The sequence below is a fragment of the Brevundimonas balnearis genome (assembly GCF_042434805.1).
Classification (GTDB): domain Bacteria; phylum Pseudomonadota; class Alphaproteobacteria; order Caulobacterales; family Caulobacteraceae; genus Brevundimonas; species Brevundimonas balnearis.
On record NZ_JBHLSW010000005.1, the window covers coordinates 142,282 to 156,145 of the forward strand.

Annotated in this window: 14 protein-coding genes; 3 read left to right on the forward strand and 11 right to left on the reverse strand. The window is 70.8% G+C overall.

What is annotated here, in order from left to right:
- Nucleotides 1-14: 14 nt before the first annotated feature.
- The 4 genes from ACFFGE_RS07825 to ald all read right to left on the reverse strand — a co-directional run bounded on the left by ACFFGE_RS07825 (nt 15) and on the right by ald (nt 4,263).
- A complete protein-coding gene (locus ACFFGE_RS07825) occupies nt 15-878 on the reverse strand; it encodes a Rossmann-fold NAD(P)-binding domain-containing protein (RefSeq protein ID WP_376835755.1) in 864 nt (287 codons plus the stop codon).
- A gap of 5 nt (nt 879-883) precedes the next feature.
- Entirely contained in the window at nt 884-2,107 is a 1,224-nt protein-coding gene (locus ACFFGE_RS07830; protein WP_376835756.1) for an NAD-dependent epimerase/dehydratase family protein, read from the reverse strand.
- An 82-nt stretch (nt 2,108-2,189) separates the two neighbouring features.
- Nucleotides 2,190-3,068, reverse strand: a complete 879-nt coding sequence (galU, locus tag ACFFGE_RS07835; RefSeq protein WP_376835757.1) for a UTP--glucose-1-phosphate uridylyltransferase GalU — start codon at nt 3,066-3,068, stop codon at nt 2,190-2,192.
- A gap of 76 nt (nt 3,069-3,144) precedes the next feature.
- Nucleotides 3,145-4,263 (reverse strand): alanine dehydrogenase, encoded by a 1,119-nt coding sequence (gene ald, locus ACFFGE_RS07840; RefSeq protein ID WP_376835758.1) that lies wholly within the window; start codon nt 4,261-4,263, stop codon nt 3,145-3,147.
- Nucleotides 4,264-4,382: 119 nt separating this feature from the next.
- Between ald and ACFFGE_RS07845 the strand changes: the two genes are divergently transcribed.
- The gene (locus ACFFGE_RS07845; RefSeq protein ID WP_376835759.1) at nt 4,383-4,859 is read left to right on the forward strand and encodes an Lrp/AsnC family transcriptional regulator; all 477 of its coding nucleotides are present in this window, start codon (nt 4,383-4,385) and stop codon (nt 4,857-4,859) included.
- Here ACFFGE_RS07845 and ACFFGE_RS07850 read toward each other — a convergent pair.
- Nucleotides 4,834-5,733 (reverse strand): LysR family transcriptional regulator, encoded by a 900-nt coding sequence (locus ACFFGE_RS07850; protein ID WP_376835760.1) that lies wholly within the window; start codon nt 5,731-5,733, stop codon nt 4,834-4,836. The genes ACFFGE_RS07845 and ACFFGE_RS07850 overlap by 26 nt on opposite strands.
- A 97-nt stretch (nt 5,734-5,830) precedes the next feature.
- Between ACFFGE_RS07850 and ACFFGE_RS07855 the strand changes: the two genes are divergently transcribed.
- Nucleotides 5,831-6,832 carry an aldo/keto reductase gene (locus ACFFGE_RS07855; RefSeq protein WP_376835761.1) on the forward strand — a complete coding sequence of 334 codons (1,002 nt, stop codon included), beginning with the start codon at nt 5,831-5,833 and terminating at the stop codon, nt 6,830-6,832.
- 4 nt (nt 6,833-6,836) lie between these two features.
- Here the strand turns inward: ACFFGE_RS07855 and ACFFGE_RS07860 are convergent, their stop codons facing one another.
- The 6 genes from ACFFGE_RS07860 to nepR form a co-directional block, all read right to left on the reverse strand.
- Nucleotides 6,837-8,288 (reverse strand): NAD-dependent succinate-semialdehyde dehydrogenase, encoded by a 1,452-nt coding sequence (locus tag ACFFGE_RS07860; protein ID WP_376835762.1) that lies wholly within the window; start codon nt 8,286-8,288, stop codon nt 6,837-6,839.
- A gap of 37 nt (nt 8,289-8,325) precedes the next feature.
- Nucleotides 8,326-9,981 (reverse strand): MFS transporter, encoded by a 1,656-nt coding sequence (locus ACFFGE_RS07865; RefSeq protein ID WP_376835763.1) that lies wholly within the window; start codon nt 9,979-9,981, stop codon nt 8,326-8,328.
- Nucleotides 9,982-10,088: 107 nt separating this feature from the next.
- Nucleotides 10,089-10,226, reverse strand: coding sequence for an entericidin A/B family lipoprotein (locus tag ACFFGE_RS07870; RefSeq protein ID WP_376835764.1), 138 nt, complete (start codon nt 10,224-10,226; stop codon nt 10,089-10,091).
- A gap of 72 nt (nt 10,227-10,298) precedes the next feature.
- Nucleotides 10,299-12,068 carry a sensor histidine kinase PhyK gene (gene phyK / locus ACFFGE_RS07875; RefSeq protein WP_376835765.1) on the reverse strand — a complete coding sequence of 590 codons (1,770 nt, stop codon included), beginning with the start codon at nt 12,066-12,068 and terminating at the stop codon, nt 10,299-10,301.
- Between the two features lies 1 nt (nt 12,069).
- Complete coding sequence (locus ACFFGE_RS07880; RefSeq protein WP_376835766.1) at nt 12,070-12,666, reverse strand: sigma-70 family RNA polymerase sigma factor; 597 nt, start codon at nt 12,664-12,666, stop codon at nt 12,070-12,072.
- Nucleotides 12,666-12,863 carry an anti-sigma T factor NepR gene (gene nepR, locus ACFFGE_RS07885; protein WP_376835767.1) on the reverse strand — a complete coding sequence of 66 codons (198 nt, stop codon included), beginning with the start codon at nt 12,861-12,863 and terminating at the stop codon, nt 12,666-12,668. Before nepR ends, ACFFGE_RS07880 begins: the two co-directional genes overlap by 1 nt.
- 191 nt (nt 12,864-13,054) lie before the next feature.
- Here nepR and phyR point away from each other — a divergent pair, with 191 nt between their 5' ends.
- On the forward strand, nt 13,055-13,846 hold the full coding sequence (gene phyR / locus ACFFGE_RS07890) for an anti-anti sigma factor/receiver protein PhyR (RefSeq protein WP_376835768.1): 792 nt from the start codon (nt 13,055-13,057) through the stop codon (nt 13,844-13,846).
- The last annotated feature ends 18 nt before the right edge of the window (nt 13,847-13,864 follow it).

A 13,864-nucleotide genomic window follows, 5' to 3' on the forward strand; every position in this document is an offset into this window, starting at 1 on the left:
CTCACTGGCGCCACTCACCCCTCGCCCCGCAGCACCGCCTCCGCCCCTTCGCGCCAGGTCGGGTGGGCGGGGCGCCAGCCGAGCTCGGCCTTGGCGCGGGCGTTCGAGACGCGCTTGGAGTCCAGATAGAAGCGCCGCATGGCATCCGATACCGACGGGTCGGTCCAGTCGACCTCCGGCGGGAGCGGCAGGCCGAGGCGCCGCGCGGTCCATTCCAGAACGACGTCGGCGGGGGCGGGGGCGTCGTCCACGAGGTTGTAGGCCCGGCCCGGATTTGGCCGCGCCATCGACGCCAGGATTCCCTCTGCGGCGTCGGTCACGAAGATGCGGTTGAAGACCTGGCCGGGCTTTCTGACCAGCCGGGCCGAGCCGTCCCTCAGACGCTCCACCGGCGATCGCCCCGGACCGTAGATGGCCGGCAGCCGGAAGATCTGGACCGTCAGCCCCATGCCCTGGCCGGCGTCCAGCCACTCCCGCTCGGCCTTGACCCGGCGCGCGGCCTCCAGCGTAGCGGCGTTCAGGGCGTCGTCCTCGAAGGCCCAGCCGCCGTTCCGGTCGCCATACACGCCGGTGGTGGAGACGTAGCCGATCCAGTCCGGGAAGGCCTGCGCCTGCGCCAGGGCGGGCAGCAGGGCGCGGGCGCCGGGACAGCCCTCGGCGTCCGGCGGCGCGGTGATGAGGATGGCGGAGGTCCCCGCGACGGCCGCGCGCAGGGCGTCCGGGTCGCCGGTGTCCACGGCGGCATGACCCGCCGCCTCGATCTCGGCGCGACGGCTCGCCGACCGGGAGCCCCCCGTGGTCGAATGACTCCGCGCCCGCGCCAGATTGAGGGTCTCGAGCCCGAGATAGCCGGCGCCGAAGACCAGAAGGCTCGGCATGCGCCTCAGCTGGCCTTGCGGGCGGGCGTGGAGGCCACCGTGGCGGGGGCGTCCGCCGCCGCCGCGCGCGCGGCGTTCCAGTGCGAGACGCAGGGCACCTTCGTCAGGTCCGCGCGGTCGGCGTAGCGCCGGGCGATTTCGGTCACGTCCGCCATCAGCCCCTCGGCCAGGGTGATCGGCTTCAGGCCCAGATCGCGGAACTGGTCGTTGGCCACGACGAGCTCGTTCTCGTCGGCCTCCTGGCGGGGGTTCGGCACATTGTGAACCTCGGCGCCGGTCAGGTCGGCGACCATCCGGGCCAGGTCGCGCACGCGCCGGCTCTCGGTCATCTGGTTCAGGATCTTGACCCGGTCGCCGCGCCTCGGCGGGTTCTTCAGGGCGAGCTCGACGCAGCGCACCGTGTCCTGGATGTGGATGAAGGCCCGCGTCTGGCCGCCCGAGCCGTGCACCGTCAGGGGGTAGCCGACCGCCGCCTGCATCAGGAAGCGGTTCAGCACCGTGCCGTAGTCGCCGTCATAGTCGAAGCGGTTGATAAGCCGCTCGTCCTTCTTGGTTTCCTCGGTCTGGGCGCCCCAGACGATGCCCTGGTGCAGGTCGGTGATCCGCAGGCCGTCGTTCTTGGCGTAGAACTGGAACAGCAGCGCGTCCTGGGTCTTGGTCATGTGGTAGATCGAGCCCGGGTTCGGCGGGAACAGGATCTCCTGCTCGGTCGGTCCATGGTCCGTGTCGACCGTGACCTTCAGATAGCCCTCGGGGATGCGCAGGCCGGCGGTGGTGTAGCCGTAGACCCCCATGGTGCCGAGGTGCGCCAGGTGCACGTCCAGCCCGCTCTCGACGATCGCCGCCAGCAGGTGGTTGGTGGCGTTCAGGTTGTTGTCGACGGTGTAGAGCTTGTGCCGGGCCGACTTCATCGAATAGGGCGCGGCCCGCTGTTCGGCGAAGTGGACGACGCTGTCGGGCCGTTCTGTGCGGATCAGCTCGACCAGGCGGTCGAACTCCTTGCCCACCGTCATGTTGACGAAGCCGATCTCGCGGCCCGAGACCTCCTTCCAGGCGGCGATGCGCTCGCCCATCGGCCGGATGGGGGTGAGCGACTGCACCTCCAGCTCGTTGTCGATGTTCCGACGGCTGAGGTTGTCGACGATGGTGACGTCCCAACCGCGGGCCGACAGGTGAAGCGCCGTGGGCCAGCCGCAGAATCCGTCGCCGCCCAGGATCAGTACGCGCATCTTTTCGTTTCCTCGCCGAACTCTTTCCCTGCCTAGCCGAAGCGGCGGCGGGGCGGAACCCGCCCGGCCGCGTCAGAAGGGCCTAGAGCAGGCCGGATACAGCGGCGCGAGCGGCCTCGCCGAGGTCCGGCCGCTTCAGCGCCAGCGCGACATTGGCCTTGAGCAGTCCGATCTTGTCGCCGCAGTCGTGGGTGACGCCTTCGTACTCCACCGCCGTGAAGGTCTGGGACGCCATCAGCCGGGCCATGGCGTCGGTCAGCTGGATCTCGCCGCCGGCGCCGGGGTCCTGATCGGCCAGCAGGTCGAAGATCTCCGGCTGCAGCACATATCGGCCCGCGATGGAGAGGTTGGACGGCGCCGTGCCCGCCTTGGGCTTCTCGACCATGCCCTTCATCCGGATGCGCACGCCGTCGCGGCTCTCGGGATCGACGATGCCGTATTTGTGGGTCTGGTCCTCGGGCACCGCCTCGACGCCGATGACGTTGCCGCCGACGTCCCGATAGGCGTCGAGCAGCTGTTTCAGAGCGCCGGGTTCGGCGTCCACGATGACGTCCGGCAGCAGCACCGCGAAGGGTTCGCGGCCGACAATGTCGCGGGCGCACCAGACCGCATGACCCAGCCCCTGGGGCGACATCTGGCGGGTGAAGCTCATCTCGCCCGGGACCGGCAGCTCGCCGGTCAGCTGGTCCAGGATGTCGGTCTTGCCCTTGGCCTTGAGCTGGGCCTCCAGCTCCACCTGGTGGTCGAAATAGTCCTCGATCGCCTGTTTGAAGCGGCCGGTGACGAAGACGATGTGCTCGATCCCGGCTTCGCGCGCCTCGGCCACGATGTAGCTGAGGATCGGCCGGTCGACGACGTTCAGCAGTTCCTTCGGCGTGGTCTTGGTGCCGGGCAGCACGCGGGTGCCGAGGCCGGCGACGGGCAGCACGGCCTTGCGGACGCGGGGGGGCGATTGGGTCATGGCGGTCCTGACAGGTCGGGGAGGCGGCGAAGCTTAACGCATGAGCGGCCGTTTCGTCGCCCCCTCCGACGCGAGGTCAGCCGTGCGGCCAGACGCCGAACGGGTCGGTCCAGTCCAGGCCCATGGCCTCGGCCACCGCCGGATAGGTGATCTGGCCGTTCAGCACGTTCAGCCCGCGCGCCAGGTGCGGGTTCTTGCGCAGCGCCTCCAGCCCATCCTTCGCCAGCGCCAGGCCGAACGGCAGGGTGGCGTTGTTCAGCGCTTCCGAGCTGGTGCGCGGCGCCGCGCCCGGCATGTTGGCGACGCAGTAATGCACCACGCCGTCGACCGTGTAGGTCGGGTCCTCGTGGGTGGTGGCGCGGCTGGTCTCGAAGCAGCCGCCCTGGTCGATGGCGACGTCGACCAGCACCGAGCCGGGCTTCATCCGCTTCAGATGCTCACGCTTGACCAGCTTGGGCGCCTCCGCGCCCGGAACCAGGACCGCCCCGATGACCACGTCGGCCTTGACCACCTCCTCGTCGATCGCGCCGATCGAGGAGTAGCGGGTGATGACCCGGCCGCCGGTGACCTCGTCGATGTAGGCCATGCGCGGGATGGAGCGCTCCATCACCACGACCTCGGCGCCCAGACCGGCCGCCATGCGCGCGGCGTTCAGGCCGACCACGCCGCCGCCCAGGACCAGCACCCGCGCCGGGGCCACGCCGGGCACGCCGCAGAACAGCAGACCCATGCCGCCGTTGTGCTTCAAAAGCGTCTCGGCGGCCGAGAAGACGGCGATCCGCCCCGCGACCTCCGACATCGGCGCCAGCAACGGCAGCCCGCCCTTGGCGTCGGTGACGGTCTCATAGGCGACCGCCGCGCAGCCGGACGCCATCAATCCCTTGGTCTGTTCGGGATCGGGCGCCAGGTGGAGGTAGGTGAACAGGATCTGGTCCTTGCGCAGCCGCACCCACTCCGACGGCTGGGGCTCCTTCACCTTCACGATCATCTCGGCCTCGGCGAAGACCGTCGCGGCGTCCGGCGAGATCGTCGCCCCCGCGCGGGTGAAGTCCTCGTCGGTATAGCCCGCGCCCAGGCCCGCGCCGGTCTCCACCGCCACCTGATGGCCCGCGGCCACATATTCGCGCACCGCCGTCGGGGTCAGGCCGACCCGGTGCTCGTTGGTCTTGATCTCCTTCGGTACGCCGACGCGCATGACGCTCTTCCCTTGGGTGTTTTCGTTAGGGGCAGGATATCGCCGGTCCGGCGGCGCTTCGTGCTTCTTTCGGCCTGTCAGGGCGGCTATCTTCGCACTGTCTGCGAGGGAATGGCGCAATGAAGACAGTTTCCGCCGTGGAACTGGACGGGATCGACCGCAAGATGCTGCGGCTGCTGCAGGCGGAAGGGCGCATGACGAACGCCGACCTGGCGCGTCAGGTGGCCCTGTCCGAGAGCGCCTGCCTAAGGCGGCTGAAGGCGCTGGAGGCGGCCCAGGTCATCGGCCGCTACGCCGCCGTCATCAACGAACGCGCGGTGGGGCTGCCGATCAGCGTCTTCGTCACCGTCACCCTGGCGTCCCAGGCCGAAGCCGCCCTGACCGCCTTCGAACAGGCCGTCGCGGCCGTCCCGGAGGTGATGGAGTGCTATCTGATGACCGGCGGGTCCGACTACCTGCTCAGGCTGGTGGTGCGCGACGTGGACGATCTGGAGCGGCTGCACGCCAAGGCCCTGACCCGCTTGCCGGGGGTGAACCGGGTGTCGTCCTCGGTCGCGATGCGGACGGTGGTCAAGCGCGCCGCGCTGCCGGTTTGACGGCGCGCAGCCAGTCCAGGAACGCCCTCAGCGCCGGCGGCGGATGACGGCGCGAGGGATAGTAGAGGAAGGGGCCGGGGAAGGGCGGAAGCCAGTCGTCCAGCACCGTCGCCAGGCGACCGGCCCGGATGTCCGGCTCGGCCCAGGCCTCGAAGGTCATGTAGAAGCCCAGGCCGTCGCGCGCGGCGGCGAGGCCCAGCGGTGATCCGGTCACCGTCAGGCGGGCTTCGGGCACGAAGCGGACAAGGGCGCCGTTCCGCTCGAACTCCCAGGGCACGACGCCGCCGGGAAGGCGTGTCAGCACGGCCGGCAGGTCGCGGGCGTCGTCTGGCCGCCGGGGGACCCCGGTGCGCTCGATCAAGGCCGGCGCGGCGACCAGCACATAGCGTTCGGGCGGCCCCAGCGGGACGGCGATCATGTCCTTGGCCAGCCGCTCGCCATAGCGCACGCCGGCGTCGAAGCCCTGGCCGATCACGTCGGAGAAGGCGTCTTCGACCGTCACCTCCATGCGGATTCCCGGGTGGGCCTTCAGGAAGGGCCCGAGCAGCGGACCGAGCGCGATGGCGGCGGCGCCCGGCGCGTTGATCCGCAGTCGCCCCACCGGCGCGTCGGGCTGAAGGCCCACCGCCGCCACAGCCTCGGCCAGATCGTCCAGCAGCGGCCCCGCCCGCGCCAGCAGCGCCTCGCCCGCCTCGGTGGCGCTGACCGACCGCGTGGTGCGGTTGACCAGGCGGGCGCCGACCGCGTCCTCCAAGGCGCGGATGCGGTCCGACACGCGAGAGGGCGAGGTCCCCAGTTCCTGGGCCGCCGCGCGAAAGCCGCCTCGTCGGACCACCCGCATCAACAGCTCAAGATCATCCAGCGACGGCTTCATTGTCCGGAAATCCGTACGGCCCGTTGCGACATTGCCGGATTATCGCACACACCGGCGGCTGGCATAAGTCGCGGCGTCGCTGAACCGGGAGACCGCCATGACCGCCACCCTTCACACCCGCCGCCTGGGCCGCACCGGACCCGAGGTCGCCGCCCTGGGCCTGGGCTGCATGGGCATGTCCGACTTCTACGGACCGGCCGACCGGGACGAGAGCCTGGCCACGATCCACGCCGCGCTCGACGCCGGGATCACCCTGTTCGACACGGGCGACTTCTACGGCATGGGCCACAACGAGATGCTGCTGGGCGAGGCGCTGAGGGGCCGTCGCGACCAGGCGGTGATCAGCGTGAAGTTCGGCGCCCTGCGCGATCCGGCGATGGGCTTTCGCGGCTACGACTGCCGTCCGGACTCGGTGCGCAACTTCGTCACCTATTCGCTGAAGCGCCTGGGCGTCGACCACATCGACATCTACCGGCCCTCGCGGCTGGACCCGGCCGTGCCGATCGAGGACACGATCGGGGCCATCGCCGAGCTGGTCCAGCAGGGTCATGTGCGCCACATCGGCCTGTCGGAGGTGGGTCCAGGGACGATCCGGCGGGCGGCGGCGGTGCACCCCATCTGCGACCTGCAGATCGAATGGTCCATCCTGTCGCGGGGGCTGGAGGTGGAGATCGTCCCGACCTGTCGCGAGCTGGGGATCGGGATCACCGCCTACGGCGTGCTCGGGCGGGGGCTGATCAGCGGCCACTGGACCCGCGATCGCCAGACCCAGGACTTCCGCGCCGCGAGCCCGCGCTTCCAGGGCGAGAACCTGGATCACAACCTCTCGCTCGTGGAGCGGCTTCGCGCGCTCGCCGAGGCCCGAAGCGCGACGGTGGCGCAGGTGGCGATCGCCTGGGCGCTGGCGCGGGGCGAGGACGTCGTGCCGCTGGTCGGGGCGCGGCGGCGCGAGCGGTTGTCGGAGGCGCTCGGCGCCGTCGACGTGGTCCTGACGCCGGACGAACTGGCGGCGATCGACGCGGCCGTCCCGCCCGGCTCGGCGGCGGGCGGGCGCTATCCGGAAGCGCAGCTCAGGTTCATGGACAGCGAGCGCGCCTGATCGGTCAGCGACGCAGCGCCAGCGTCAGGGTCTTGATGTCCACATACTCGTCGATGCCGTGGGTCGATCCCTCGCGGCCGTAGCCGGAGGATTTGACCCCGCCGAAGGGGGCCACGGCGGTGGACATCAGGCCGGTGTTCACGCCGCACATGCCCGCCTCGATGGCGCGGCCGACCCGGAAGGCGCGATCCAGGTCGCGGGTGAAGAGGTAGGAGGCCAGCCCGAATTCCGACCCGTTGGCCAGCCGGATCGCCTCGGCTTCATCGGCGAAAGGGAAGACCGGGATGAGTGGTCCGAAGGTCTCCTCCTCGCGGAACAGGCTTTCCTCGCCGCCCAGGGTCACGGTCGGCTGGAAGAAGCGGCCGCCCAGGGGGTGATCCTCGCCGCCGGTCAGGACCCGGCCGCCGGTCGACCGCACGTGGTCCAGGTGCCGGCGCACCTTGTCGAGCGCCTTCGGCTCGATCAGGGGGCCCACCTTCACGCCGGTCTCGAAGGCCGGCCCGACCTTCAGCGCCGCAACCCTGTCGGCCAGCCGGGCGGCGAAGGCCTCGGCGACCGGGGTCTCGACATAGACCCGGTTCGGGCAGACGCAGGTCTGGCCCGAGTTGCGGAACTTGCCCTTCACCGTCTCCTCGGCGGCGTGGTCCAGATCGGCGTCGGCGAAGACGATCAGAGGGGCCGCGCCGCCCAGCTCCATCGACAGTCGCTTCAGGGTGGGCGCCGACTGCTCCATCAGCTTGCGGCCGACGGGGGTCGAGCCGGTGAAGCTGAGCTTGCGGATGTCCGGCGACGCGGTCAGGACCCCGCCGATGGTCGCCGCGTCGCCGGTCACCAGGTTCAGCGCGCCGCCGGGCACGCCGGCCCTGTAGGCCAACTCCACCAGGGCGATGGCCGTGAACGGTGTCTGGCTGGCCGGCTTGACCACGGCGGTGCAGCCGGCGGCGAAGGCGGGGCCGAGCTTGCGCGTCAGCATGGCGGCGGGGAAGTTCCAGGGCGTGATCAAGGCGCAGGGGCCGATCGCCTGGCGGAAGGTCACCAACGTGTGCCCCAGCGGGCTGTCCTGGGTGTCGCCGATGAGACGCTCGGCCTCGCCGGCGAACCATTTGATGAAGCCGTTGGCGTAGGCGACCTCGCCCTTGGCCTCCTCGAAGGGCTTGCCGTTCTCGATGGCCATGAGGGCGCCGAGCGCCTCGGTGTTCTCGTCGATGAGCCGGGCCCAGTCGCGCAGGATGGCGGCGCGCCTGTGCGGGTCCTCCCGCGACCAGGCGGGGAACTCGCGCGTCGCCGCCGCGACGGCCCGCTCGGTCTCGGCGGCGCCGAGGTCGGGGATGCGTCCCATGACCTCCCCGGTCGCCGGATCGTCGACGTCGATCCAGGCGGCGCCGGTCACCGGCTTGCCGTCGATCAGGGCGTGCTCGCGAATGAGCTTCAGGCCGGCGTCGCGCGAAGCGGACATGGAAGGCTCCAGACTGTGGGGACCTGGCTCGAACGCGTCAGGTCTGGATGTCGTTCAGGTCGCGACCCTTGGTCTCGGGCAGCCAGATCAGACTGACCACCACCGCCACGGCGGTGAAGGCGACGGCGTACCAGAGCCCGAAATAGATGTCGCCGGACGCCGCCACCAGCGCGAAGCTGGTCGCCGGCAGAAGCCCCCCCACCCAGCCGGTGCCGATGTTGTAGGGCAGGCTCATCGCCGTGTAGCGGACGCGGGTGGGGAACAGCTCCACCAGGGCGGCGGCCTGGGGCCCGTAGAGGGCGGTCGCGGCGACGATGAACACCATCAGGATCAGGAACACCTGCACCAGATCGATCCGCGCTGGATCCGCGCGGTCTGGGTAGCCGGCGGCGGCGAGGGCGGCCTGGATACGGCCCTGGACCTCGGCCCGCGTCTCGACGAGCCGGGCGGGCGCCAGGGCCTCGCCCTCGGCGGACGCGACCTCGACGTTGCCGACGCGCACGCGCGCGACCGTCCCGGCGGACGCCGCCTCGTTGGTGTAGGAGACGCCGGCGTTGGACAGCACGCTCTTGGCGATGTCGCACGAGCTGGCGAAGGCCGCCTTGCCGACGGGGTCGAACTGGACGGCGCAGGTGGCCGGGTCGGCCACGACCACGACGGGGGCGCGGGCCTGGGCTTCGGCGAGCGCCGGGTTCGCCGCCCGGGTCAAGGCGTGGAAGCCCGGGAAGAAGGCGATCAGCGCCAGGACCATGCCGCCCAGCATGACCGGCTTGCGTCCCACCTTGTCCGACAGCCAGCCGAAGAAGACGTACAAGAACGCCGAGGCCACGGTGATGGCGAGGACCAGCTGGTCGACGAGCGCGACCTCGACCTTCAGCACCCGCTCCATGAAGAAGCGGGTGTAGAAATAGCCGCAATACCAGACCGCGCCCTGGGCGATCATGATCCCGAACAGGGCCAGAAGCACGAAGCGGCCGTTCCTCCACGTCAGGAAGGACTCGCGGTAGGGGGCGCGCCGCTCGCCGCCCTCGGCTTCCATCTTCCTGTAGGCCGGGCTCTCGTTCAGCTTGAGGCGGATCCACAGCGAGATGGCCAGGAGGAAGGCCGACAGCAGGAAGGGAATGCGCCAGCCCCACTCGTCGAAGGCCTCGGCCCCAACGATCTGGCGCGTGATCAGGATGACGCTGAGGGCGCCGATCAGGCCGAGGGCGGCCGTCGTCTGGATCCAGCCGGTCAGGTAGCCGCGCTTGTGGTTCGGCGAATGCTCGGCGACGTAGATGGCCGCGCCGCCGTACTCGCCGCCCAGGGCGAAACCCTGGAGGATGCGCAGGAAGATCAGGAGGATCGGCGCCGCCACGCCGATCTGGCCGTAGTCGGGCAGGAGGCCGATCGCCACCGTCGCGACGCCCATCAGGGTGATCGTCACCAGGAAGGTGGTCTTGCGCCCCGTCCGGTCCCCGAACCAGCCGAACACGAGCGCGCCCAGGGGCCGCACGACGAAGCCGACGCCGAAGGTCAGCAGCGCCAGGATGTAGGACGTCGCCTCCCCGACCTCCGCGTAGAAGTGCCGGGCGATGACCGCCGTCAGCGAGCCGAAGATGAAGAAGTCGTACCATTCGAAGGCGGTGCCGGCCGCCGAGGCCGCCACCACCGTACGCTGGCTCGGTCCTTCGACCGCATCGGTCTGCGCCATCGGTTTCCTCCCCCACAGGTTTTGGGGACGAGCCTAGCGGCGGGCCCGGGCATGGAAAAGCCCCGCCGGCGGTCGCCGGCGGGGCTTCGTCTTCCGGGAGGAAGCTCTCAGTCCTGAGCTTCGCGGGCCGCTTCGGTGGTGGCTTCGCCGACGGCCTCCACATCCTCGCCGACGCCGGCGACGGTGTTGCAGGCGGCCACGGCCAGGGCGGCGGCGGCGGCGGCGAAAACGAAAATCTTGCGCATCTTGGGCTCCTGGGTGGCGGCCGACGGGGGCTGGCGGCCTGTGCGTTCTTCGACCCGCACTGAACGTCCCGCTCAGCCCCCGGTTCCGCCCTCGACATCGCGGGGATCGACCGGCCTCAGGGCCTCGGGCGTGGGAAAGACCAGGCGCGCCACGAGACCCTGGGGCTGGGCCGCCGCCAGGGTCGTCTCGCCGCGCAGCTGACGGGCGAACGCCTGCATCAGGGTGGAGCCGACGCCGGAGCCCACGCGGTCCTCGTCCGCCCCCGGCCCGTCGTCCTCGACCTCGAGCAGGCTCGTCTGGCCGGACACCTTGAAGCGCACCGCCAGATGACCGCCCCGGTCGGCGAAGGCGTGTTTCTGGGCGTTGGTCACCGCCTCCACCAGCCAGAGCGCCAGGGGGGCGAGCTTGTCCGGGTCGGCGACGAGGGAGTCGGCCCGGACCTCGCTGGTCACCACCGGCCCGCGCCCGGTCTCGGACGCCACCAGCTGGCCCACCAGATCGTTCAGGAACTCGCTGAGATCGGCCCGGCGGATGTCCGCGCTCTGGTAGAGCGTCCGATAGATCAGCGACAGGGCGGAGATCCGCTGGCGCGTATCGCGAAGGGCCGCCTTGGCGGCGGGATCGTCCAGCGCCCGCTGCTGCAAGGACAACAGCGAGGAGATGATCTGCAGGTTGTTCTTCACCCGGTGGTGGACCTCCCGCAGCAGCGCGTCCTTCTCCGCCAGGGAGTTGGTCAGGGACAGGTCCCGCTCGGTGATGTGCTCCGCCATCTCGCCCAGGGTTCCGGCCAGGAGGCGGATCTCCGAGGGCGCGGCGGCGGCCTGGACCGGCCGTATGCCGAAGCGTCCGCGGGCGTAGATGGCGGCGACCCGCTCGAGATAATCCAGCCAGCGCACCACGATGCGCTCGCTCACCCACATCACCGCGACGAAGGCCGCGAGCCAGGCCAACAGGGGCAGGACCAGGGCGCCGATCGGATTGAGGCGCGCCCAGGACCAAAGGCCGGGATCGCGGGCGGCCAGGACCACATAGACATCCTCGCCCGCGAGCGCCGCGCCCGCGTAGATCCGGCGGCGACCGTTCGCGTCCACGCCCGTGAACAGTTCGGAGGCCGACGCCCTAGCCCGCGTCACCCATCCGCTAAGGGGCGCGCCCTCGATGGCGAAGGCGGCAGGGTCGGTGGCCACAAGAATGCGGCCCTCGCGATCGGTGAGCGCCGCCTCCGCGCCCTCGGGCAGGGCGGGATCCGAGACGTCGGGCCGCAACTCCTCGAGGGACACCACGGCGGCCAGGGCCCCGTCGAAGCCACCCAACGGCCGCTCCGCGCGGACGGCGACGACCAGCGCGGGCTCCGCCGCCAGGGCGGACGGGGCCCTGAGGGCGACCGAGGTCTGGCCCATACGCAGTTGCTCGAACCAGGTCTGCCCCGCGACCGAACGTGTTCGACCGGCCTCCAATGTCCCGCAGCCGACCGTGCCGTCGGCGCGCACCCTCAAGATCGCCTCATAGCCGCGCAGGCGATCCGCGAGCGCCGCGAGACGGGGGGTGCAGTACTCCCCCACCGCGTCCGGCCGCAGGGTCTCCAGCAGAACGACGGCGCCGTCCAGCCGGGCCTTGCTGGTCGCGGCCGCGCGTTCGGAGGCCAGCCGCAGGGCGTCGCGCCGCTGCGCCGCCTGGGCGGTGAAGTCCGCCTCGGCCTGGATGGCCCCGAGCACGAGGATCGGCGCCAGGGCAATGGCCAAGGCCACGCCCAGCCGGAACCGGATGCCGGAGAAGCGCCCGGCCTTGCCGCCGAGGGCGGATCCGAATGATCGGCCGAAGGACCGCCAGCGGCGGGCCATCTCAGCCCTGCCGGGCTCCGCTGAGCCTGTCCGCGTCGGCCAGGATCGAGCGCATGGCGTCGCCGGCCGCCCGACCGTCGCGGGCGTAACCGCCCTGCTCGAGGACGCTTTGCAGCGCGCGGCGCGCCCGGCTGACCCGGCTCTTCACGGTGCCGACGGCGCAGTCGCAGATCGCGGCGGCCTCCTCGTAGGCGAAACCGCCCGCGCCGACCAGGATGAGCGCCTCGCGCTGTTCCTCCGGCAGGGTCGCCAGGGCCTGGCGCAGCTCGTCCAGCGCGACCGGCGCTTCCGGATCGTCGACGGCCACCAGGGTGCGTTCGGCGGCTTCCTGGTCCAGCTGGGACTGACGCCAGGACCGGCGCTTCTCGGAATAGAACTGATTGCGCAGGATCATGAAGGTCCAGGCCTTCATGTTCGTGCCCATCTGATAGCTCGCCCGCGCGTCCCAGGCCTTCATCATGGCGTCCTGGGCGAGATCGTCGGCGGCGGTGGGATCGCCGGTCAGGGTGCGCGCGAAGGCCCGCAGGTGCGGGATCAGGGTGACCAGCTGGTCGCGGAAGGCGCCGTCGTCGCTCGAGGGGGGCTTGGGCGCGGCCATCAGGACTTGGAGCCCTTGTCGTCGGCGCGACGCAGGATCTCCAGAAACTCGTCCGGAACCGGCTCGTTCACCACCTGATCGAACATGTGGCGCAGGCGCACCCCGATGGCCTGCTGCCTCAGCCGCGCCTCGTCCAGCGCGGGCGATGATGCGGCCGCTCGGGGCTTCTTCCCGGGCGACTTGGATGAATCGATCATTGAGGACTACGCCGCCCTTTTTTCCGACTGAGACGCCGAAACGTCATCACACCCGGGGAGTTCCCAGGCTTGGCCTTAAATCGCGTTAACCTCGCTCGACGGCGTTGGAACCGTTGCCGGATTGCGACGTTGTGGACGGAACCGGCCGCCGGAGCGTGCGCCGTAGAAACGTTAGTCGGGGACCCTCCATCATGAGCCTTCTGGCCAGACTCGCGCCGCACCTTCCCTATGTGCGGCGCTATGCCCGCGCCCTCACCGGCGATCAGGCGACCGGCGACAACTATGTCCGCGTCGCGCTCGAGGCGGTGGCCGCGGGCGAGCGTCAACTGCCGCCGTCGATGACGCCCCGGGTCGCGCTGTATCATGTGTTCCACGCCATCTGGTCGTCGACGGGCGCCCAGCTCGAGACCGGCGCGGAGGCCGGCGGCGGCGATCCGGCGTCCCGTCTGATGCGCATGGCGCCCCGCTCGCGGCAGGCCTTCCTGCTGACGGCGCTGGAGGGCTTCACCCCCTCGGAGGCCGCGCAGATCCTCGACGCCCCGGTGAGCGACGTCGAGGGGCTGATCGCCGAGGCGCAGTCGGACATCGACGCCGAACTGGCGACCGACGTCCTCATCATTGAGGACGAGGCCATCATCTCGGCCGACATCGAGAGCCTGGTGCGCGAGCTCGGCCATGACGTCAGCGCCACCGCCACGACCCGTGACGAGGCGGTGGAGGCGGTGGCCCGGCATCGGCCGGGCCTCGTCCTTGCGGACATCCAGCTGGCGGACGGGTCGTCCGGGATCGACGCGGTCAAGGACATCCTCGGGCAGCACGACGTGCCGGTGATCTTCATCACCGCCTTCCCGGAGCGCCTGCTGACCGGCGAGCGCCCGGAGCCGACCTTCCTGATCACCAAGCCGTTCCAGCCCGAAACGGTGAAGGCCGCGATCAGTCAGGCGCTGTTCTTCCACCCCGCTCGCCAGAAGGAAGCCGCCTGATCAAGGCGGCGCTTACGG